The following is a 22,499-nucleotide window of genomic DNA, read 5'->3' on the forward strand; positions in this document are numbered from 1 at the left end:
ATTGTATATATTGTTCTCGATAATTGTGAATAACTATTGTATATGTATGAAGTTATCATATATATCCACCCAATATTGCTATAACTAGTACAACATATTGGTTTATTTTTCTCAAATATAAAAAAAAACTACAACAAGTTAGGTCTTAAATTAAAAATCCGTCAAAGTAAAACTCTAACGGATTTAATTAAAATATAAATCACAATATGTATTATACAATCCTACAAAATACCCAATTCTGTCATGCAAGATTTCATCATTTGATAGGTTCTTTCAATGTCGTTATCTAAACCTATAGACATACGAATCAATCCATCAGATAACCCCATTTCTTTTTGTTCGTCTAATGGTATTTCACTAGAAGTTGAAGTTCCTGGAGCAGAGAATAACGTTTTGTAAAATCCTAAACTCACCGCTAAATAACCTAAGTTTCTGTTTTGCATCAATTCCATTAATTCGTTGGCTTTGTCTAACGTGCCTACGTCAATAGTCATCATGCCACCAAAACCATATTCTTGATTGATCATAGCATTATAAAGTTCATGACTTGGATGACTTTTCAAACCTGGATAAACTACTTTCAATCCGTCGTTTTCAAATTTGGTAGCTAAGTACATAGCGTTATAACTATGCTGTTTCATTCGGATGTGAAGCGTTCTCAAATTCTTCAAAATACTTGCCGAACGAAAACTGTCCATTGTTGCACCAAACAACATCATGGCACCATTATTTACATTTTTTAAATCATCAATAAACGATTGTGTACCACATACAACACCACCTACTGTATCACTACTTCCATTAATGAATTTTGTCAAACTATGAATGATGACATCAGCACCTAACTTTCCTGGAGCAACAGAAAGCGGCGAGAAGGTATTGTCAACTACCAATTTCAAGTTGTGTTTTTTAGCAATTTTTGCCAAACTTTCAATATCGGCAACTTCTAACAATGGGTTACTTACCGTTTCGCAATACAAAACTTTTGTATTTTCATTGATGGCAGCTTCGACAACATCTAGTTTTGTAATGTCAACAAAATGAGTTTTGATGCCCCAATTGGGTAACATATTTTTCATGAAAGCATACGTTCCGCCATAAATTGTTCTGCTCGAAACTATTTCGTCGCCAGCACTACAAAGTTGCATTAAAACTGGTGTAATAGCACCCATTCCTGATGCAGAAACATTAGCAGTTTCTGTTCCTTCCATGGCAGCCAATGCTTTTCCTAAGTATAGATTCATAGGAGATGAATGTCGAGAATATAAATAACAACCTTCGGCATTGCCTTCAAAGGTGTCGAACATTGTTTTAGCTGAGAGAAAAGTGTAAGTAGAACTATCTGAAATAGATGGATTTACTCCGCCAAATTCGCCAAAATATTGTAAGTCTTGTATTTTATCTGCAGGATTGAAGTTGTTCATAGTTTTAGTTATGAGTTGTAAATTATGAGTTTTTAGTTGTTAGTCTAACTATTCGATTTTGTTAATCTGATTTCAAAATTCATTATTAGTAGATTAAAAGTCAATAGTAAATAAGTTAATTAGATTTTAAAACTACTTAATATGTATTATTTAGAAAAAATAACTAAATTTGAAATTATAAATTTAAGTTTTTAGATTTTTAAAAACTTCCAACTTCTAATATAAATGGATGCAACCGACAAAAAACTGCTTCAGCTTTTACAGAATGATACTAAGAAAACGACTAAAGAGCTTTCTTTAAAATTGAATTTATCGGTTACTGCGGTGTATGAACGCATAAAAAAATTAGAGCGCGAAGGTATCATTGATAAATATGTTGCTTTGCTTAACAGAAACAAAATCAATAAAGGATTTGTGGTTTTTTGTCATATAAAACTCATCCAACATTCTAAAGATTTTTTGACAAAATTTGAAAGTGAAGTAGTGCAACTAACCGAAGTTTTGGAGTGTTTTCACGTAAGTGGTGACTATGATTATATTCTGAAAATTTGTGTCAAAGACATGGAAGAATATCGCGAGTTTATGGTTACTAAGCTAACTACGTTGCAACATATTGGAAGTACACACAGTACATTTATGATAGGTGAAGTAAAGAATACAACGGTTTTTACAGTTTAAAACATTAGTGTTTTCAATTCAGTTTGTCATTTCGACGAAGGATAAATCAGATCATGTCTACAAATTATGCAATTTCTCCTTCGTCTGATGATAAAAAACAATGCGTAATTCGTGAAAATTCATGAAATTTGTAAAATAAAAATTTGTAATCATGAAAAATCTATCAATTATAATTCTAGCTTCAATCTTTGTATTATCATGTAGTTGTAAAAAGAACGTATCAGAAGCAGACAATCAAAACATCAATCGAGTTTGGATGTTAGTAAGTTTTAAGAACTATACTAAAGAAGATTTAGTTAAGAAAAATGCTTTTTTAAATTTAAATAATTCTAAAAGAGCTTTGGCTAAAATGGGTTGTAATAATTTGTCGTTTGGATATAAAATTTCTGAGAATACGATAACTTTTTCGCAAGGAATTTCTACAAAAATGTATTGCCAAGGTTTTAATTTAGAAATTGATTTTTGCAATGAGATCACTTCAATTTTAACATACAAAATAGAAGGACACAAATTAACTTTAACGTCATCTAAAGGAGAAAAAATGGAATTTGTTGCTCAAGATTGGGATTAATTGTATCCTAGTATATTGTAATCTTGTAAAGTGTATTATAGTGTTTAAGAAAAAGTGTTTTTTAACTTTGATTTGGATAGTGTTCCTTCGACTGCGCTCAGGATGACAGATTGTCTAAAATTGAGATTGAAAATTGAACTTGATTTTTGAATTTGATATTGCCATTGCAATTTAATTCGTAAATTTGTGCAACTTTTAATAAAACACACAAAAATAGATATCATGAGTTCATTTGACGTAGTCATCATAGGTTCTGGTCCAGGCGGATATGTTTCGGCAATTCGTTGTGCCCAACTTGGTTTCAAAACCGCAATTGTAGAAAAATATCCAACACTTGGAGGAACTTGCTTAAATGTAGGTTGTATTCCTTCAAAAGCACTTTTAGCTTCTTCGCATCATTATGAAGAATTACAACATTTTGCCGATCATGGAATTGAAGTTTCTGGTGAAGTTAAAGTAAATCTTCAAAAAATGATTGAACGCAAGCAAGCCGTTGTTGACCAAACTTCTGGAGGTGTTAAGTTCTTAATGGATAAAAACAAAGTAACGGTTTTAGAAGGTGTTGGTTCGTTTGAAGATGCAACACATGTAAAAGTTACCAAAGCTGATGGTTCATCTGAAGTAGTGGAAGCAAAAAATATCATTATCGCAACAGGATCTAAACCTTCAAGTTTGCCTTTTATAAAATTAGATAAAGAAAGAATCATCACTTCAACAGAAGCATTAAAATTGCCAGAAGTTCCTAAACATTTAGTGATTATTGGTGGTGGCGTTATTGGAATTGAATTAGGGCAAGTTTATCTTCGTCTTGGTGCAGAAGTTTCGGTGGTAGAATTCATGGACAGAATTATTCCAGGTATGGATGCAGGTTTGTCTAAAGAATTGACTAAAGTGTTGAAGAAGCAAGGAATGAAATTCTACACGTCTCACAAAGTCCAATCAGTAGATAGAAAAGGAAAAACAGTAATCGTTAAAGCTGAAAATGCTAAGGGTGAAATCATCACTTTAGAAGGCGATTACTCTCTAGTTTCTGTAGGTCGTCGTCCATACACTGACGGATTAAATGCAGACAAAGCAGGAGTGAAGTTAACCGAAAGAGGACAAATAGAAGTAAATGATCATTTACAAACGAATGTTTCTAATATTTACGCTATAGGTGATGTGGTTCGTGGTGCAATGTTAGCACACAAAGCGGAAGAAGAAGGTGTAATGGTTGCTGAAATTTTAGCGGGTCAAAAACCACATATTGATTATAATTTAATTCCTGGAGTTGTTTATACTTGGCCAGAAGTTGCTGCTGTTGGAAAAACAGAAGAGCAATTAAAAGCTGATGGAGTTACTTATAAAGCAGGAAGTTTTCCATTCAAAGCATTAGGAAGAGCTCGTGCTGGTGGCGATACCGATGGTTTTGTAAAAATCTTAGCTGATGCTAAAACTGATGAAGTTCTTGGAGTTCACATGATTGGTGCTCGTTGTGCCGATTTAATTGCAGAAGCGGTAACTGCTATGGAATTTAGAGCGTCAGCCGAGGATGTTTCAAGAATGAGTCATGCACATCCAACATTTGCAGAAGCTATTAAAGAAGCTGCATTAGCTGCTACTGATAATAGAGCATTACACGTTTAATAAAAAACTTAAAATAGTAATCCCAAATCCCAAATTGTTTAATTCAGGATTTGGGATTTTTTTTGAAAAGTTAATTCCTTTGTTAAAATTAAGAAATCAAAATTGTTAAGGTTAGCAAATTTGTACCTTTGTTTATAATTCAAACGCTATTTAATATTTAAATACTTTATTCAATGAAAAAATTACATTTATTATTTCTTATGATAGGAGTAACCGCATCGGCTCAGTTTACTCAAAAACCTTTGCCTTATGCATATAATGCTTTGGAACCTTTTGTTGATGCTCAAACTATGGAAATTCATTATAGTAAGCATCATGCGGCTTATGTGAAAAATCTAAATGCAGCAATAGTAGGAACGGAAGCTGAAAAATTGTCAATCAAAGAAATTTTTGCAAATGTTTCAAAATTTTCACCAGCTATAAGAAATAATGCTGGCGGACATTACAATCACGAATTGTTTTGGTCTATTTTGACTCCTGAAAAAAATACAAAACCATCACCTGAGTTGGAGAAAGCTATTAATGATGCTTTTGGAAGTATTGATGCTTTGAAAGAAAAATTGAATGCTGCTGCGGCAACACGATTTGGTTCTGGTTGGGCTTGGTTGTATGTGGATAAAGATAAAAAGTTAGCCATTTCATCAACACCTAATCAAGACAATCCATTAATGGATGTTGCCGAAAATAAAGGAACTCCAATTTTAGGAATCGATGTTTGGGAACACGCATATTATTTAAAATATCAAAACAAACGTGCCGATTATTTATCGGCTATTTGGAATGTAATCAATTGGAATGAAGTAAGTAATAATTTTAAAGCGGCTACTAAAGGTAAGTTTGATGATTGGCCTGCACTGAAAGATTTTCACAAGGTAATGTCGCAAACATTTCATCCTAGTGAAGAAGGTAATCTTGAACCAATTCGAACACGATCAAAAGAAATGGTTGAGAAAGCAAATTTGTTAGCTAAATCAACAATTCCTGCGGAGTTTAATAAAAAAGAAGTTGTTGCTGCAGTACAAAAATTAGCTGTTGATAGTAAGAAGTTAGACAAATTAGTTAAAAGTAAAAAATCGGATAAAGAACTAACCGAAGCTTTAACAAAATTACACGATGTGTTTCATGAAATCATCGGACTTTGTACAAACGAAGAACATTAAAATAAAAGCCCTGAAGATTTATTCAGGGCTTTTTTATTTTGTTTTATTTCCATTCAAATAAATGTTTGTAACTGTTCCAATTGGCATAAATTAGAAATAAATTGGCTAGCAAAATAGCAGCAGCAATTGGTATTTCAGTTTTGGTTACAACAGCATGAATAAGGAAAATATTGATACTAATAGGTAATAAAATTATAACACCAATGCGTAAAAACTTACCTGATATCAATGTTAAACCCGCAATCAATTCAATGGCTTTTGCGACAGGGAAAATGTATTTTGAAGCCATAAATCCTGCCATTAATGTAGCTAAATCTCCTGTTGGAGTAGGTTGAGCCGGACCAAGATCAAAGAAATAAGATATAGAAGCAAAAAGCATCATGCCTCCAAGAAGTAATCTCACAATAATAATTGCAATTCTCATAAGTATTAAATTTATTGGTTAGTATTTCAAAGATAATAAAATATTTTTTCGGATGACATTCTTTAACAATTCATCGTTTTGTCAAAAAAGATAATTTTATTCATTAATGTCCGATTAAAATAGTTTTTGCTAAAAACTATTTTATTTATTTTCTCGCAAAGCCACAAAGCCACAGTTTATATCCAAGTTCTTTGTGCCTTTGTACCTTTGCGAGAATACATTAAAAATTAAGTTGAATCTAAATTCCCTCAATATTTATAAGGCTTAACAAGGTAATTGTTTGTTTTATCGGACAACGATGAATTTTATTGTATTTTTGAAGTCTTTATAAAATCACTGTGAGAACAATTCGCAAACAATCGCTTTCCAACATTTCTGAATTTAAAAATCAACTACTTCATTGGGCACAACAATTTAGAGAGGTTGTTTTTTTGGACAGTAATACCAATTATAATTCTAGTAGAAAGTATGCTAATTACGATTTTATTCTTGCCGTTGACGCTTTAACGTCCATCAAAACCGACTATACGAACGCTTTTATAGATTTACATCAATATCAAAGTCAAACTAACGATTGGCTTTTTGGATATTTATCTTACGATTTAAAAAATGACATTGAAGATTTAAAATCCAATAACAACGATGGTTTGCAGTTTCCTGACCTATTTTTTTTCCAACCTAAAAAGCTTTTTTTAGTTAAAGAAAATCAATTGGAAATGCATTATTTAAATATGTGTGATGATGAGGTTGATTCTGATTTTGAAGAAATTCTATCTTCAACTTCCAGCTTCCAACTTCCAACTTCTTGTATTATCAACCAACGAATTTCAAAAGAAAACTATCTTTCTAAAGTTGAGAAAATGCTCGAGCATATTCATCGCGGCGATATATATGAAGCTAATTTTTGTATGGAATTTTATGCAGAAAATGCGGTAATTGACACATTAGAAATCTACAAAAAACTAAACATAATTTCGGAACCACCATTTGCAGTATATTTCAAAAACAATACAGATTACTTGCTTTGTGCATCACCTGAACGTTATTTGAAAAAAGAAGGATTGAAAGTTATTTCCCAACCTATAAAAGGAACTGCTAAACGTTCGTTTGATATTGAAAGTGATGAAGTTTCAAAAACGGAATTGGAAAACAATCCAAAAGAGCGCTCCGAAAATATTATGATAGTCGATTTGGTTCGAAATGATTTATCAAAAACAGCAACAAAAGCATCTGTAAATGTTGAAGAATTGTGCGGAATTTATACTTTCAAACAAGTACATCAAATGATTTCTACAATTGTCTCAGAAGTTGAAAATACTACTTCACCGGTAGAAATTATTCAAACTACTTTTCCAATGGGAAGTATGACTGGAGCGCCAAAAATTTCGGCAATGAACATTATCGAAAATTTAGAAGAAACCAAACGAGGTTTGTATAGCGGAGCAGTTGGTTATTTTACTCCAAATGGCGATTTTGATTTTAATGTTGTGATTAGAAGTATTTTGTATAATTTTAAAAATCAGTATCTTTCATTTTCTGTTGGAAGTGCCATAACTTCAAAATCCATTCCCGAAAGTGAGTATGACGAGTGTTTACTAAAAGCTAAAGCAATGTTTGAAGTACTTCAATAAAAATAATTTACTTACTTTTGAACATGCTTACTACATTCCAAAATCACTTAAATAAAAACTTCCCATATCTAAAAGAAAAAAGACTTCTTTTAGCAACTAGTGGTGGCATCGATAGTATGGTTTTGGTTCATTTATTGCATCAATTAAACTATAATTTTGCTGTAGCGCATTGCAATTTCCAACTTCGTGGCGAAGAAAGCGATGCCGATGAAAATTTTGTAATAAATCAGGTTAGTATTTTGTCACATCGAGCGCAATCGAGATGCTTTGCAATAAAATTTGACACTAAAAAGTTTGCCTCAGATTATAATTTATCGATTCAATTAGCAGCCAGAAAATTGCGTTATGATTGGTTTTATGAATTGTTAGAAAAAGAAAACTTTGATTATATTCTTACGGCACATCATCTTGATGATAGTTTAGAAACTTTTTTAATCAATTTAAGTCGTGGAACTGGTTTAGATGGATTGATAGGAATTCCAAATCAAAACGATAAAATAATTCGTCCATTATTAGTTTTTTCTAGAGATGAAATTGAAACTTTTGCCAATGAAAACAATATTTCATGGCGTGAAGATTCGAGTAATGCCTCAGATATATATTTACGAAACAAATTGCGCCATAATGTAGTTCCAATTTTAAAAGAATTAAATCCTAATTTGTTAACCTCTTTTGAAAAAACTATTCAAAATTTGAAGCAATCGCAATCTATGGTTGATGATGCATCCAAATTAGTTTACAAAATTGTAGTAGAAGAATCTGAAAATGAGTTAAAATTTAATTTGAAGGAACTTTTAAAACTGCCTAATTATGATGCCTATTTGTACCAATGGCTCAAAGATTATGGTTTCTCGGCTTGGGATGATATTTATGATTTAGTGCATTCGCAATCAGGTAAACAAGTTTTCTGTGAGAACTTTTTATTATTAAAAGATAGGTCATATTTGATTTTATCTCCAAAGAACGAGACTAATAGGAATCAAATTTTTAAAATTGATAAGAATTCTAGCCAAGTTAATATTCCCTTAAAATTTGCCTTTTGTAACGTAGGTGACATTTCTATTTCAGATTCAAATAGTATATTTGTCGATGAAGATCAATTGAAGTTTCCACTTGAATTGCGAAAATGGCAAGAAGGAGATATTTTTCATCCGTTTGGAATGCAAGGCACAAAGAAAGTGAGTAAGTATTTTAAGGACGAAAAATTATCTTTAATTGATAAATTAAATAAATGGCTGTTATGTTCTGATAATCAAATTGTATGGATTGTAGGAATGCGACAAGATGAACGTTTTAAAGTAACGACAAACACAACTAAAATATTAAAAATAACGATTCTATAATGAAGAATTTCTTTTACACGCTTATAGCTTTTTTGGTTTTAACTAATGTAAATGCTCAAGTAAAAAATCCTGTTAAATGGACAACAAAAACTGAAAAAGTTTCTGATAATGAATTTAATTTAGTTATTAATGGAACGATTGAAGAAGGTTGGCATGTCTATTCTCAATTCACACCAGATGGTGGTTCGTTGCCTATTGTAATTACTTTTAAAGACCAAAAAGGAAACTATGAATTAGTTGGTAAAGCAAAAGAAAGTCCCTATAAAAAAGCATTCAATGACGTTTTTGAAGTTGACGAATATTATTTTGAGAAAAAAGTAACTGTTACTCAAAAAGTGAAAGTAACCAATCCTAAAGTTAAGAATATCAAGTTAAACTTTGAGTACCAAGTATGTAAAGAAGCTTGTATTAATGATAATAAAGATTTTACTTTTGAAATTCCTGAAATTAAAGTTGCAGAAAACTTAGATAAACCGGTATCAAATGTTGATTCAGTAAAAGTAGATTCTACAACTACCGAAGAAGTTAAAACTACTCCAGTTGCTACTCCTGAAACTAAAAAAGAAGAACCAAAAAAAGAGGAAGAACGCGGTTTATGGACCATATTTTTCCTTGCATTTCTTGGTGGATTTGCAGCTTTATTAACGCCTTGTGTTTTTCCAATGATACCGATGACGGTTAGTTTTTTTACCAAACAAAGTAAAACAAAAGCCGAAGGAAAAAGGAATGCTATTATTTATGGTATTTCAATTATATTAATCTATGTTGTTTTGGGTCTTGCAGTTACTGCTATTTTTGGTGCTGATGCCTTAAATGCGCTTTCAACAAATGTTTGGTTCAATATCATTTTCTTCGTTTTATTAGTTGTTTTTGCTTCATCATTTTTAGGAGCTTTTGAAATTATGTTGCCTAATTCATGGGCAAATAAAGTAGATCGACAAGCAGATAGAGGTGGAATTATAGGAATATTGTTTATGGCCTTGGCATTAGCAATTGTATCTTTTTCGTGTACTGGTCCAATTGTAGGAACACTTTTAGTAGAATCAGCTTCTAAAGGTGGAATAGCACCAGTTGTTGGAATGTTAGGATTTTCATCTGCATTAGCATTACCTTTTATGCTTTTCGCAATGTTTCCAGGTTGGTTAAATTCGCTACCAAAATCTGGTGGATGGTTGAATACAGTTAAAGTATCTTTAGGATTTTTAGAATTGGCTTTAGCATTCAAATTTTTATCCAATGCCGATTTAGTATTACAATTGCATTGGTTTGAAAGAGAAACATTTTTAGCATTGTGGATAGCTATTTTTGGAACTTGGGGAATTTATTTATTGGGAAAAATTACATTGCCACACGATTCGCCATTAACCCACATTTCTGTTGGAAGATTGTTTATGGCGCTTACAGTTCTATCATTTACCGTATATATGATTCCAGGACTTTGGGGCGCTCCATTAAAACTTATTAGTGCATTTCCGCCACCACAAACTTATAGTGAAAGTCCAAATGGAGTAGGAGGTTCATCTGTTGCTAGTGAAGAAAAACTTCCTGATGGTGCTGAAATTGGACCACATGGATTGATAGTTTTTACGGACTATGATAAAGGTTTGGCTTATGCCAAAGAAGTTAAAAAACCTGCTTTACTAGACTTTACAGGTCATGCTTGTGTGAATTGTAGAAAAATGGAAAATAACGTTTGGTCAGATGAAAAAGTATTGAATATTCTAAAAAATGAAATTGTATTAATTTCATTGTATGCCGATGATAAACGTCCATTGCCAAAAGAAGAGCAATTTGTATCAAAATCAACGGGATCTGAAATAGAAACGATAGGTGATAAATGGACCGATTTCATGATTACAAAATACAATACAAATACGCAACCACTTTACGTTTTAGTTGATAATCAAGGAAATAATTTAAATAAAGTTACACCAACTACAAGTTATAATCCTGATATTGATTTTTATGCCAATTGGTTAAAACAAGGAATTGTAAATTTCAAAAAATAATTTAAAAGCCCATCTAAATATTTAGATGGGCTTTTTGTTACGATGGAAGTATTATTTTAAAAGTCGTTCCTTTATTTATATCTGATGAAATAGATATAGTTCCTTTCAATTTATCTACAATTTTCTTTACACTAGATAAACCCATTCCAGTTCCGTAGTTACCATAGCGGTCTTTAATGTTTAAGTTTTTAAAGGATTTGTATATTTTGTCAAAATCATCCGATTTTATACCTATTCCATTATCTGAAATTTCAATTAAATAATTGTTTTCTAATTGTTTGAAAACAATTCCAATAGTAATATTTTCTTTGTCATTATATTTAATTCCATTGCTAATTAAGTTAACTAGTAATTGTATTAAAGCAAATTTGGACATTTTTAAACTATTGTATTCACTCGCATAAGAAATAGTTACATTTGAATCTATTGAAAGCATTTTTTTTATTTCTTCAACAGTTTCTGAAATAAGTAATTCGTCTTTAATTGATAAATCAATACTATCTAATTTATAATAATTTAAAATACCATCAATGTAATCTTTCAATTGAAGTGAACATTCTTCAATTAAATTTAGGTATTCAAAATTTTCATCTTTTAAAGCAGTTTCAGTATTTTCTTTAATCAATCGAATAAGAGAAATTATATTATTTAACGGAGATTTCATGTCGTGAGAAATTACTCCTGCAAATTTTTCCAACTCAGAATATTTTAAATGTAAATATTCATTATTGTCAGACAATTTTTTGAACTTTCTATGTAAAGAGAATAATTTTGAGGTTTGCTCTGCTAATATTTCCAATGATTTTATTTGCTTATCAGATAATTTTTTATTCACATAATCAATAACGCAAAGTGTTCCAAGAACAGCACCAGATTCATTGTCTTTTATTGGTACACCAGCATAAAATCCTTCATTAGTCAATCCATTCAGTAAGCCAACTTTTTTAAAATCTTCATCTTCCATTAATTTTTCAATAACAATAGTTTCAGCAGATTTTTCAATAGCAAGTGAGCAAAAAGAGCTTTCTCTAGAACTTTCATTATTGGTTAAACCAATTTTAGATTTAAACCATTGTCGGTATCTGTCAACAAGTGTAATTGTAGAAATTGGAGTGTCACAAAGTGTTGAGGCAATATAAGTGATATTATCATATTCTGACTCGGGTTCTGTGTCCAATAGTTGGTATTGATTTAAAATTTCAATTCTTTCGTTTTCGTCAATCATGTTTTTTTTGTTTGTAGTATATACGAAATATTTTAACAAATGGATTTGCAATTAATCTGTCGTTTCTAAGGTAAAAATTTCTTCTACTGATTTTTCAAAAAAGCGAGCCAATTTTAATGCCAAAACAGTAGAAGGAACATACTTTCCTTTTTCCATTGCATTTATAGTTTGGCGACTAACTTCAATTTGTTTCGCTAATTCTTCTTGCGAAATATTCTTAATAGCTCGCAAAACTTTTAAATTATTCGTCATCGTGAGTAGCTTTATTTAATTGATAAATTTTGTAATGAAAACGTATAATAAAGAACAGTAGCTGTGAAAAAATATTCAATATGATGAAGTTTCCATAAAATAATCCATAAAAGAAAATGGTATTGAATAAAAGTAAAAAAAGATTAAAATAAGTTGCCCAAACTAGACTTTCATATCTAATCTTTTCAATCATTTCATCTTCTGATTTTGTTTTAGAAAAACCAACAAATAGAAGGCTAATCATTAATAATATTGTCAAAAGTTCATCAATTAAATGATTTTTAATGAATACTAGATATTCTGATGCTCCAAGTATATTCGTTTTATACAACGCAAAAACTTTAAACTCTAAAAGATTTTCTAATTGACTACTGTCGATTAACCAAATGTACAGAATTGTAGCCATTGTAGGAACAAATAAGAACCATCCAATTTTCTTGAATGAATTCGGAAATAAAAAGTGTGTTTTCATGATTTTAATTTTTAAAAGTTAATACTTTTGTAAAGCATAGTGTACTAATAGTAAAATAAACTTTACAAAATGTATGCCATAATTTACATTTCTATAAAAATTTAATATTTTTAGTTTTTTTAATTTCAAACTATTATATATTTGCAACTGTATAAGCCATTTAATAAAAGTATAAGCCATGTTAGTAAAAGTATTTGGAAGCGCTGTCTTTGGCGTTCAAGCTACAACAATCACTGTAGAAGTAAATATTGATAAAGGTGTAGGTTACCATCTTGTAGGTTTACCAGATAACGCCATTAAAGAAAGCAATTATCGAATTGCCGCAGCTTTAAGCAATAATGGATATAAAATTCCAGTAAAAAAAATCACTTTAAATTTAGCTCCAGCCGATTTGCGTAAAGAAGGATCAGCATATGATTTGACTTTAGCTATTGGAATTCTTGTGGCATCAGGTCAGATAAAAGCTGATGATGTTGACAAGTATATTATTATGGGTGAATTATCGCTCGATGGAGGTTTGCAACCCATAAAAGGTGCTTTATCTATAGCAATTCAAGCACGAGAAGAAGGTTTCAAAGGTTTTTTCCTTCCGAAACAAAATGCTAAAGAAGCAGCAGTTGTCGATGGATTAGAAGTTTATGGCATTGAAAATGTAACCGAAATTATCAATTTCTTTGAAGGAAAAGGAACTTTAGAACCAACAGTTATTAATACGAGAGAGGAATTTTACAAAGAATTAGATTTTCCAGAGTTTGATTTTTCCGATGTCAAAGGTCAAGAATCCATAAAAAGATGTATGGAAATTGCTGCTGCTGGAGGACATAATATTATTTTAATTGGTCCACCAGGTTCAGGTAAGACAATGCTTGCCAAGCGATTACCAAGTATTTTGCCACCAATGACTTTGAAAGAAGCTTTAGAAACTACTAAAATTCATTCTGTTGCAGGAAAAATTAAAGAATCAGGATTGATGAGTCAACGACCTTTTCGTGCGCCACATCACACAGCGTCAAGCGTTTCTCTTGTTGGAGGAGGAAGTTATCCACAACCTGGAGAAATTTCATTATCGCATAATGGTGTTTTATTTTTAGATGAATTACCAGAGTTTAAAAGAGAAGTTCTTGAAGTGATGCGTCAACCTTTAGAAGATAGGGAAGTGACAATTTCGAGAGCTAAATTTACCATTACTTACCCATCATCTTTTATGTTAGTTGCGAGTATGAATCCGAGTCCGAGTGGCTATTTTAACGATCCAGATGCACCACAAAGTTCTTCACCACAGGAGATGCAACGTTATATGAGTAAAATTTCTGGACCACTTTTAGATAGAATTGATATTCATATTGAAGTTACTCCAGTTCCTTTTGATAAATTGACTGAAACTCGAAAATCAGAAAGTAGTATTGAAATTAGAAAACGAGTAACTGCAGCAAGAGAAATACAAAGTAAACGATTTGAATCATTTGATAACATTCATTACAATGCACAGATGAGTTCGAAGCAAATTAGAGAATATTGTGCTTTAGACGAAGCATCGTTGCAATTATTAAAAACTGCTATGGAACGACTGAATCTTTCTGCCAGAGCTTTTGACAGAATACTAAAAGTTGCTAGAACCATTGCCGATTTAGAAAATTCTGAAATTGTTGTTTCCAATCATATTGCAGAAGCAATTCAATACAGAAGTTTGGACAGAGATGGATGGCTGGGATGATATTAGATTTTAGATATTGATTTTACTTATCGCTAATAACTTAAAACTCATATCTAACCACTATTTATTAAATCTATAATATCGAGCACCAACTAAAACAGGATTTTCTTTTTCTATATAATCCAATGCAAACTCATTTTTAGGTTGTAAAACAGATTGTTTTCGTTCCTTTTTATGAAGTGTAATGTAAGTTCCAAAATCGATTTCTGTTGAATTATTTAAGGTTTCAAATAATTCTGTTTTTTCAATAACGGATTTCCAATGTTCTTGAACTTCGGCTTCAAAGACTTTTGATTTTGAACCACTTCCGTAGGCAATAAAACCAAATTTTTTAGAAATTAAATCTGTATTTTGTTGCAAATGAAAACATAATGTAGATAACATTCCAAGGAAAATTGAACCGGTGTACATATTTCCAACTTGTCCCGAAGCAATTTCTGAAGGAAAAATGGTTTGGTTTACAAATTCTAAATATTCAGGAGTTTTAGAAATGGTTTTTATATCTTCTGTTAGATTATTTTCTTTAGCGAAAATTTCAACAAATGTTCTTCTTGCTTGAAAACAATAGGGAAGGTGCATCAAAATATTTTCCCACGATTGGTATAATTTTCCGCTTTGATTAGTGATTTCTTTGTAGTGAAAATAAGCATCAGATGTTCTATTGATGTAACATTGATTTGAATATTGTCCATCAAAAACAGGTTGCTCTTTATAGATGGCAATTTCATTTTCTAAAATTCCAAGCCATTCAGGATTTTCATTTGTATTTAAAATTTCTTCTTTAGAAAAATAACGTCTTGGTTTGAAAAAATCAAAAACTCCTTGAGAAGAAACACCAACTTCTTGAGAAAATGCTAAAACCCTTGGATTAGAAGTAATTAACATCGCAATTGCTCCAGCACCTTGAGTGTATTCACCAGTAGAATTCAAATCATATTTGGCATTATCTGTCGCCACTACGATAGCTTTTTTTGTTGGATTTAAACGGATAAAATCTAAAGTAGTTTGCAAAGCATCTACAGCGCCAATGCATGCAAAAGTCATGTCTAAAGTATCACAATTGTTAAAAGTGCTTTCACCAAATTGTTGTTCCAATAAAGTTGTTACATAACTTGCAATGGGTTTTGATGAATCTACAGCACTTTCAGTTCCTACATAAATTCGGGCAATTTCTTTTGGATTTAAATTTTCTTGTTGGATGAGTTTGAAAACAGCATTTGCAGCAAAAGTTATAACGTCTTGATGGACATCAGGGAAACTCATCTTATATAATCCTAAACCTTTTATAAGTTTTTCGGGTTCAATGTTTCTGTTTTCTGCAAGAACTTTTATTGGTAAATGTATTTTTGGTAAATCAAATGCAATGCTGTCAATTCCGACTTTCATGATGGTAAATTTTGAACAAAATTACCATTTGAATTGATAAAAACCATTGAACAATATCTAATTTTTTGGCTTTAGAATACGAATTATTAAAGTGATAATTTTTGCCTATTTTTTTTAACTTTTATAAAATTATTAGATATGTTTTGTACAAAATCATAACAATTAAAGAATTTCCAACTTTGGTTTAATTCATAAAAAAAGAGCAATTTTATAATTGCTCTTAGTTTTTTATGATTTATTATTTTTATTTTAAATCGTAACCATATTTCGCAAAGGTATCGCCTTGTCCAACATCTCCTGTAGAATAACCAAGTTTGAACCAGTATTTTCTTTGTTCTGAAGTTCCATGTGTAAATGAATCTGGTTGTACATGTCCTTGCATTTTGCTTTGAATGGCATCATCACCAACAGCGTGTGCAGCACTTAAAGCTTCATCAATGTCACCTTCTTCAAGATATTCTTGATTGTAGTGTGCCCAAACTCCTGCGTAAAAATCTGCTTGAAGTTCTAAACAAACTGAAAGTTTATTTGCTTCTGCTTGGCTTAAACCTTGTTGCATTTGACGCATTTTGTTAGATGTTCCAGTTATGGTTTGAATGTGATGACCTACTTCGTGAGCAATAACATAAGCAATTGCAAAATCTCCACCTTTAGCTCCAAAACGAGTTTTTAATTCTTCAAAAAATCGTAAATCCATATAAACTTTTTTGTCGCCAGGACAATAAAATGGACCAGAAGCAGCAGTTGCACTTCCACAAGCGGTTTCTACTGCATCAGAAAATAAAACCATTTTAGGTTGTTCATATTGCAGATTATTTTCTTGAAATATTTGACCAAAGGTATCTTCTGTGTAAGCAAAAACAGTTTTAGCAAAATCACCAATTTCTTTTTCTTCTGCTGTTAATTGACGTTGTTCACCAGTTTGTTCAGTTTGTTGACCTTGGTTCATTTGTTCTAACATTGGAGTAAGCATTTTAGCATTTTCTCCACCAAAAAGATTAAGCAAAAGAATAATAATTCCTAATGCTCCACCACCAAGTGCTACTTTTCCACCGCTAGACATTCCTCTTCTGTCTTCAACGTTGTCACTCTGACGATTACCTCTCCATTTCATAATTTAATAATTTTTAATAATAACAAATATAGTTTTTTTGATTAATCTTTAATCCATTTTATAATGATGGATTTTAAATTTTCTTTTATTATAGGTTTTGAAGCATAATCGTTCATGCCTGCTTCTAAACATTTTTCCTTTTCACCAACAACCGTGCCAGCCGTAAGAGCAATGATTGGTACATGTTTTCCTATTTCTGTTTTTCTAATTTCAATAGAAGCTTCATAGCCATTTTTAATAGGCATTTGAACATCCATTAAAATTAAATCAGGTTTTAGAATTGAAAATTTATCGACTGCTTCTTGACCATTTTCTGCTTCGTATATCGTTCCATTTGGAATGATTTGTTTTATTAGTGTTTTAGCTAAAAGCATGTTGATTTTATTGTCTTCAACAAGTAAAATTTTAAAGTTTTCATGTCCAAAATTGATATTTTCTTTTTCTTCAACAACTTCAATTTTAGCTTCTTGTTGACTATTTTCAATATCGTTTGATGTTTTTAATTTTATGTCAAAAAAGAAATCACTTCCTTTTCCATAATCGCTCTCTAATTGTAATTTACTATTCATTAAACCAAGCAGTTGATTTGAAATAGTTAAACCTAAACCTGTACCACCAAATTTTCTTGTGGTTGAAGTATCGCCTTGTGAGAAAGAATCAAATATTTTTTGTTGGTATGCCTTTTGAATTCCAATTCCAGTATCTTTTACTGAAAAGCGAATTGTTTTTTCATCATTTTCTGTATCTTCTTTGATATTTACTGAAAGTACAACATTTCCTTTTTCAGTAAATTTTACAGCGTTGCTTAATAAGTTTATCAATATTTGTTTTAAGCGAACACTATCAACCCAAATGTATTTAGGAACTTGATTACTAATATTTAGACTTAACTCAATTTTTTTTGTATTAGAATCATAATTAATTAGTTCAATAACTTGATTCAGTATTTCATTCAAATCATATTTTTTAATATCTAATTCAAGTTTTCCAGATTCAATTTTTGAAAAATCAAGAATGTCATTTACAATTTCCATCAATGATTTTGCCGATTGATTGATGGTGTTCATATAATTTCTTTGAATGGCTTCTAAATTTGTATTTTTCAATAAATCAGTAAATCCAATAATTCCGTTTAATGGAGTTCGTATTTCGTGACTCATATTGGCTAAAAATTCTGATTTAGCTTTGTTAGCAGCTTCTGCAAATTCTTTTGCAATAATAGCTTCTTCGGCTTCTTTTTGTTTTGTTATATCAATATAGATTCCACCAATAAATTCAATCTTGTTATCTTTTTTAATGGCATCAGCAAATTCTTCAATCCAAACATAATTTCCTGATTTTGTTTTTATTCGGTATTTTGAATGAATTTGTTTGCCATTTTTGATGTCAGTAATTTGCTCAGAAATCACTTTGTTTTTTTCTTCAGGATGAATAAGATCTAAAAACGAAAGCGTATTGTTTAAGAAAAACTCTTTTCTATATCCTGTTAAATTTTCAATTTCATCGTTTAAATAAACTTTAGTTGATTGATCATCAAATTTTGATAAATAAACTGTGCCTGGAATATTATTAGCGATTAATCTAAATTTTTCTTCAGTTTCAGAAATCAGGTTTTCATTTTCATAACGTTCAATTGCTGATGAAATATTGTTTGCCAATGTTTGAAGAATATTAATTTCATCATCTGTCCAAATTCTTTCATTTGTACAATCATCAAAACCAATAAAGCCATAAAACTCTTTTTTAATAAATATTGGAATTACTAAAATCGATAATATATCTTCTTCTGTGAGCGTTTTTTTAAATTTTAAATCTTCTAAATCTTTTACTAAAAAATTAAAATGTTTGTTTTGTTGAAGCAGTTCAATGAATTGTAAAAAATTATCGTATGAAAAGTTTTGTAATTCTTGATTATCTATTTGTGGAGATATATTTTTGTTAACCCATTCATACTTTTGACTTACCGTTCTTTGTTTTGAGTCGTTAGTGAAGAAGTAAACACGATCGACTCTCGATGCTTTTCCAATGATTTCAAGAGTTTCATTACAGTTGTGAAATATATTTTTATTACTAATAAAACTGTTTGTAATATTTGCTAATGCAGAAAGTAATTCGCTTTTGTATTCTAGTTTTCTTTCTGCTTCAATTCTGTGATTTGTTTCAATGGCAATGGCAATAAAATCGCAAATACTTCTTGAAAAGTTAATATCTTCTGTATCCCAATTTTTAATTTTTGTAGTTGATTCAAAACATAAAATACCAATGAGTTTTCCTCCAGAATATATTGGTGAATCAAGCATTGAAAGTATACTGTTTTTTGGAAAATATTCTGCCCAAAATTCGCTTGTATCATTGTTTTTATAGACATCACTTGCAATGATTTGGTTTTCTGTTTCAATAGCTTCAAAATATGTTGGGAAATCTTTTTTATGAAGAACAAATCCTTTTTCATAATAATTCTTATTTGCTAAAAACAATTTTCCGCAAACAATTTTATCATCATAATAATTCCAGAAACTAACGCGATTAATATCAACTTTTTCAGCAACAATTTTTAGCAAGTAGTTTAAAAAATCATCAAAATTTTCTTGACCTGAAAAACTTTTTATAGTTAATTGTTTGATGACATCATTGTACTTTCTAACTTTTTTTTCTCTCCTTGAAGCTTCAATTTCAATGTTTTTTATAATCGTAATATCTCTTGCAATTACTGTATAACCTATTATTTTCCCTATCTCATTTCGTTTAATAGAAACGTTTTGTGATAACCATATGGTTTCATTATTTTTATTTATAATTGGAAAAATTAGTGTTTCAAAACTTGTTATTTCTTTTAATGGTTTTGAATAAAATGCGACTACTTTTTCTTTGTAGTCTTTTCTAATAAAATCTGTAAAATGTCGGCAATACATTTCTTCTAATGTATAACCCATTATATTTTCGGAATGTTTGTTTATAAAAGTATAATTTCCGTCAATATCAGTTTCATAGATAATGTCATTAGCACTTTCAATTAAATTTCTATGTTGATTTTGAATGTGAATTTGCTCTGTAACATCTTGCCCAATTCCAATAATTAAATTTTCATTGAACATTTTATCTTTCCATTGGATGTATTTATATTCACCATTTTTACATTTTAAACGTCTTACATACAATCGGTTATCAATATAGTTTTTATGATAATCTTCTCCAATAAATTCAGAATCTTGAGTTAATTCCCAAAATTTCATTCCCATAACTTCATCAGGTTCATATCCCAAAAAATTAGTTATTTGATCGCTACAATAAGAAACTTCACCTTTTTTATTTGTTGCAATAGTTAATGAGTTTCCTTTATTTACAATTTCGTTTGCAAATAAAAATTTATTTTTTGTGTTTACAAGTGCAATATGTCTTGCCATGTGAATAGCTATAATTGCTAAAAAGGAACAAAATAAAATTACAACCAAATTAGGAGTAATGTAGTTTTGATTATAAATACCAATAGTGAACAAAAGTGTTATAGTTGAAAAAACCCAATACTGAACAACACTTTTAAAAGTATTATAGGACAAAAAGAAAGCAATTATCAATTCGACATAGGAAACTAAGTCAAATTGAAATAAAAGTATTCTAAAATAAGTAGTTATGAAGTATAATAAATATAATGAGGTGAAGATATAATTGAGATAGTTTTTAATTATTTTTGTTTTTGTACTAATTAAATAGATTGATATCAATACTAATCCAAAAATGAAATTGGGTATAAAAAATGAATTTGTTCTTACTTTAAAAACCTCAAAAACGAGTTCTACTAATGGAAGTATGATTCCTAAAAAAAGTAAGTAAAGATTGTACTGTTCTTCTTTTGGTTCAAATTCTGAAAAATTATTGTTGAAATGCAGTTGAATTTTATTTGTTTTATCAGCAATAGTATAGATTAAATACAAAATCAAAACCACAATTGCTGTTAAAATCCATCCATTGCTGTAGAAGAATCCTTTAGATAAGTTGATAGTTAATGCAGAGTTAAATGCAAATAAGCATTTTTGTATACTTAAATTTATTAAATAATAAAACAAATTTATAGTGTTTGGCATCTAACAAGGAATTGATTTGTAAAGCAATATACAAATTTTATCGATATTTTACAAAATTTAAAGCCAATTCAATATTTTTTTAAGAGATTTTATCTTCTCTTTATAAGGAGCATAACGTAAAGGTAAATCTAACCATGTTCCTTTTTTTACAATCCCTTTTTTATGTGAAAAGGTTTCAAAACTCATTTTCCCATGGTATGCACCAATGCCACTATGACCAACACCTCCAAAAGGTAAACGATTATTTGAAAAATGAATTACTGTATCGTTAATACATCCACCACCAAAAGAGTGTTTATTCATGATTTGTTTTGCCCATTTTATATTGTTTGAAAATACATATAAGGCAAGAGGTTTCTCATAGTTGGAAATAATGGTATCGATTTCAAATTCATTTTCATAACTTAATATGGGTAATATTGGTCCAAAAATTTCATCTTGCATCACTAAGCTCTCTAGTTTTGGTTCGTTTAATAAAGTAGGAGCAATGTAGTTTTCTGCTTCTATGATTTTTCCACCATATAAAATAGTTTCATTTTCTAAAAATGAAGCCTGTCGTTTCCAATTTTTATTATTTATAATTCTTGCAAAGTCCAATGATTTTTCAGGATTTTCACCATAAGCAAGAACGATTTCTTCTTTTAAAGCATCAATTAATTTTGACTTAATTTTGGTTTTAACCAATATATAATCTGGTGCAATACAAGTTTGTCCTGCGTTGATAAATTTTCCCCAAACGATTCTTTTGGCAGTGAGTTTTAAATTGCAATTTTCATCAACAATACATGGATTTTTTCCTCCAAGTTCAAGAGTAACTGGTGTTAGAAATTGTGAAGCAGCTTTAGCAACAATTTTTCCAACGGCTACACTTCCGGTAAAGAATATGTAATCCCAACGTTGTGCTAAAAGTTTTTCAGAAACTTCAATTCCACCTTCAATTACTGTAACGTGTTCTTTATCAAAAACTTCCGAAACTATTTTTGAAATTATTTCAGAGGTATTCGGAGTTAGTTCTGATGGTTTTATTACGACTTGATTTCCTGCTGCAACAGCTGCAATTAAAGGACAAAGTGCTAACTGATATGGATAATTCCATGGAGAAATGATTAAAACTTTTCCATATGGTTCGCTTAAAATATAATCTGACGATGGGAAATTTAATAAAGAAGGCAAAACCCATTTAGGTTTTGCCCATTTATTGATGTTTTTTATAGTATGTTTTAAATCGGAAATAACATAACTTGTTTCAGTTGCAACGGCTTCAAATTCGGGTTTTTTAAAGTCGTTGAAAAGTGCTGTAACAATTTCATTTTCATACTTAATTATGAATTTTAGAAGTTGTTTCAGTTTATCTTTTCTGTAACTAATATTTGTTTTAAATTCCATGT

The 22,499-nt window shown here is 30.2% G+C and carries 16 protein-coding genes and 1 pseudogene; 8 read left to right on the forward strand and 9 right to left on the reverse strand.

The window, feature by feature from the left end; genetic code table 11:
• Positions 1-221: 221 nt before the first annotated feature.
• Complete coding sequence (locus Q0049_RS10585; RefSeq protein ID WP_298119513.1) at positions 222-1,424, reverse strand: aminotransferase class I/II-fold pyridoxal phosphate-dependent enzyme; 1,203 nt, start codon at positions 1,422-1,424, stop codon at positions 222-224.
• Between the two features lie 225 nt (positions 1,425-1,649).
• Between Q0049_RS10585 and Q0049_RS10590 the strand changes: the two genes are divergently transcribed.
• The 4 genes and pseudogenes from Q0049_RS10590 to Q0049_RS10605 form a co-directional block, all read left to right on the forward strand.
• A complete protein-coding gene (locus Q0049_RS10590; RefSeq protein WP_298119515.1) occupies positions 1,650-2,102 on the forward strand; it encodes an Lrp/AsnC family transcriptional regulator in 453 nt (150 codons plus the stop codon).
• A 151-nt stretch (positions 2,103-2,253) separates the two neighbouring features.
• The gene (locus tag Q0049_RS10595; RefSeq protein ID WP_298119517.1) at positions 2,254-2,673 is read left to right on the forward strand and encodes an META domain-containing protein; all 420 of its coding nucleotides are present in this window, start codon (positions 2,254-2,256) and stop codon (positions 2,671-2,673) included.
• A gap of 222 nt (positions 2,674-2,895) precedes the next feature.
• Positions 2,896-4,299, forward strand: coding sequence for a dihydrolipoyl dehydrogenase (gene lpdA / locus Q0049_RS10600; RefSeq protein WP_298119520.1), 1,404 nt, complete (start codon positions 2,896-2,898; stop codon positions 4,297-4,299).
• Positions 4,300-4,499: 200 nt separating this feature from the next.
• Positions 4,500-5,114 (forward strand): annotated as a pseudogene (locus Q0049_RS10605) (superoxide dismutase); the annotation flags it as partial.
• Between the two features lie 388 nt (positions 5,115-5,502).
• Here Q0049_RS10605 and Q0049_RS10610 read toward each other — a convergent pair.
• Positions 5,503-5,883, reverse strand: a complete 381-nt coding sequence (locus tag Q0049_RS10610; protein WP_298119521.1) for a DoxX family protein — start codon at positions 5,881-5,883, stop codon at positions 5,503-5,505.
• Positions 5,884-6,221: 338 nt separating this feature from the next.
• Here Q0049_RS10610 and Q0049_RS10615 point away from each other — a divergent pair, with 338 nt between their 5' ends.
• Genes Q0049_RS10615 through Q0049_RS10625 form a run of 3 tightly spaced genes read left to right on the forward strand, consistent with a single transcriptional unit; the run spans position 6,222 to position 10,866 of the window.
• Positions 6,222-7,514, forward strand: coding sequence for an anthranilate synthase component I family protein (locus Q0049_RS10615; protein WP_298119523.1), 1,293 nt, complete (start codon positions 6,222-6,224; stop codon positions 7,512-7,514).
• A 23-nt stretch (positions 7,515-7,537) separates the two neighbouring features.
• The gene (gene tilS / locus Q0049_RS10620; protein ID WP_298119525.1) at positions 7,538-8,857 is read left to right on the forward strand and encodes a tRNA lysidine(34) synthetase TilS; all 1,320 of its coding nucleotides are present in this window, start codon (positions 7,538-7,540) and stop codon (positions 8,855-8,857) included.
• Entirely contained in the window at positions 8,857-10,866 is a 2,010-nt protein-coding gene (locus tag Q0049_RS10625) for a cytochrome c biogenesis protein CcdA (protein WP_298119527.1), read from the forward strand. The genes tilS and Q0049_RS10625 overlap by 1 nt, the downstream gene beginning before the upstream one ends.
• A 37-nt stretch (positions 10,867-10,903) precedes the next feature.
• Here Q0049_RS10625 and Q0049_RS10630 read toward each other — a convergent pair whose 3' ends face one another.
• The 3 genes from Q0049_RS10630 to Q0049_RS10640 are packed head-to-tail and all read right to left on the reverse strand — an operon-like array spanning position 10,904 to position 12,815.
• On the reverse strand, positions 10,904-12,091 hold the full coding sequence (locus Q0049_RS10630; protein WP_298119529.1) for a GAF domain-containing sensor histidine kinase: 1,188 nt from the start codon (positions 12,089-12,091) through the stop codon (positions 10,904-10,906).
• 51 nt (positions 12,092-12,142) lie between these two features.
• Positions 12,143-12,343: a helix-turn-helix transcriptional regulator gene (locus tag Q0049_RS10635; RefSeq protein ID WP_298119531.1), complete on the reverse strand. Its 201-nt coding sequence runs from the start codon at positions 12,341-12,343 to the stop codon at positions 12,143-12,145.
• Entirely contained in the window at positions 12,333-12,815 is a 483-nt protein-coding gene (locus tag Q0049_RS10640) for a hypothetical protein (RefSeq protein ID WP_298119532.1), read from the reverse strand. The genes Q0049_RS10635 and Q0049_RS10640 overlap by 11 nt, the downstream gene beginning before the upstream one ends.
• Positions 12,816-12,993: 178 nt before the next feature.
• Between Q0049_RS10640 and Q0049_RS10645 the strand changes: the two genes are divergently transcribed.
• On the forward strand, positions 12,994-14,529 hold the full coding sequence (locus Q0049_RS10645; protein WP_298119534.1) for a YifB family Mg chelatase-like AAA ATPase: 1,536 nt from the start codon (positions 12,994-12,996) through the stop codon (positions 14,527-14,529).
• Positions 14,530-14,589: 60 nt separating this feature from the next.
• Here the strand turns inward: Q0049_RS10645 and Q0049_RS10650 are convergent, their stop codons facing one another.
• From Q0049_RS10650 to Q0049_RS10665, 4 genes are all read right to left on the reverse strand, one after another.
• On the reverse strand, positions 14,590-15,915 hold the full coding sequence (locus Q0049_RS10650; RefSeq protein ID WP_298119536.1) for a hydroxymethylglutaryl-CoA synthase: 1,326 nt from the start codon (positions 15,913-15,915) through the stop codon (positions 14,590-14,592).
• Between the two features lie 244 nt (positions 15,916-16,159).
• Positions 16,160-17,029, reverse strand: coding sequence for a neutral zinc metallopeptidase (locus Q0049_RS10655; RefSeq protein ID WP_298119538.1), 870 nt, complete (start codon positions 17,027-17,029; stop codon positions 16,160-16,162).
• Positions 17,030-17,070: 41 nt separating this feature from the next.
• A complete protein-coding gene (locus Q0049_RS10660; protein WP_298119539.1) occupies positions 17,071-21,111 on the reverse strand; it encodes a PAS domain S-box protein in 4,041 nt (1,346 codons plus the stop codon).
• 57 nt (positions 21,112-21,168) lie between these two features.
• Entirely contained in the window at positions 21,169-22,497 is a 1,329-nt protein-coding gene (locus Q0049_RS10665) for an aldehyde dehydrogenase (RefSeq protein ID WP_298119541.1), read from the reverse strand.
• Between the last annotated feature and the right edge of the window lie 2 nt (positions 22,498-22,499).

Source organism: Flavobacterium sp. (assembly GCF_027484205.1).
Taxonomy (GTDB): Bacteria; Bacteroidota; Bacteroidia; order Flavobacteriales; family Flavobacteriaceae; genus Flavobacterium.

Bases quoted from the DNA above. Each gene is read 5' to 3' on its own strand.
- Q0049_RS10585 (WP_298119513.1), bottom strand. From the start codon at position 1,424: ATGAACAACTTCAATCCTGCAGATAAAATACAAGACTTACAATATTTT.
- Q0049_RS10590 (WP_298119515.1), top strand. From the start codon at position 1,650: ATGGATGCAACCGACAAAAAACTGCTTCAGCTTTTACAGAATGATACT.
- Q0049_RS10595 (WP_298119517.1), top strand. From the start codon at position 2,254: ATGAAAAATCTATCAATTATAATTCTAGCTTCAATCTTTGTATTATCA.
- lpdA (WP_298119520.1), top strand. From the start codon at position 2,896: ATGAGTTCATTTGACGTAGTCATCATAGGTTCTGGTCCAGGCGGATAT.
- Q0049_RS10610 (WP_298119521.1), bottom strand. From the start codon at position 5,883: ATGAGAATTGCAATTATTATTGTGAGATTACTTCTTGGAGGCATGATG.
- tilS (WP_298119525.1), top strand. From the start codon at position 7,538: ATGCTTACTACATTCCAAAATCACTTAAATAAAAACTTCCCATATCTA.
- Q0049_RS10625 (WP_298119527.1), top strand. From the start codon at position 8,857: ATGAAGAATTTCTTTTACACGCTTATAGCTTTTTTGGTTTTAACTAAT.
- Q0049_RS10630 (WP_298119529.1), bottom strand. From the start codon at position 12,091: ATGATTGACGAAAACGAAAGAATTGAAATTTTAAATCAATACCAACTA.
- Q0049_RS10635 (WP_298119531.1), bottom strand. From the start codon at position 12,343: ATGACGAATAATTTAAAAGTTTTGCGAGCTATTAAGAATATTTCGCAA.
- Q0049_RS10640 (WP_298119532.1), bottom strand. From the start codon at position 12,815: ATGAAAACACACTTTTTATTTCCGAATTCATTCAAGAAAATTGGATGG.
- Q0049_RS10645 (WP_298119534.1), top strand. From the start codon at position 12,994: ATGTTAGTAAAAGTATTTGGAAGCGCTGTCTTTGGCGTTCAAGCTACA.
- Q0049_RS10650 (WP_298119536.1), bottom strand. From the start codon at position 15,915: ATGAAAGTCGGAATTGACAGCATTGCATTTGATTTACCAAAAATACAT.
- Q0049_RS10655 (WP_298119538.1), bottom strand. From the start codon at position 17,029: ATGAAATGGAGAGGTAATCGTCAGAGTGACAACGTTGAAGACAGAAGA.
- Q0049_RS10660 (WP_298119539.1), bottom strand. From the start codon at position 21,111: ATGCCAAACACTATAAATTTGTTTTATTATTTAATAAATTTAAGTATA.
- Q0049_RS10665 (WP_298119541.1), bottom strand. From the start codon at position 22,497: ATGGAATTTAAAACAAATATTAGTTACAGAAAAGATAAACTGAAACAA.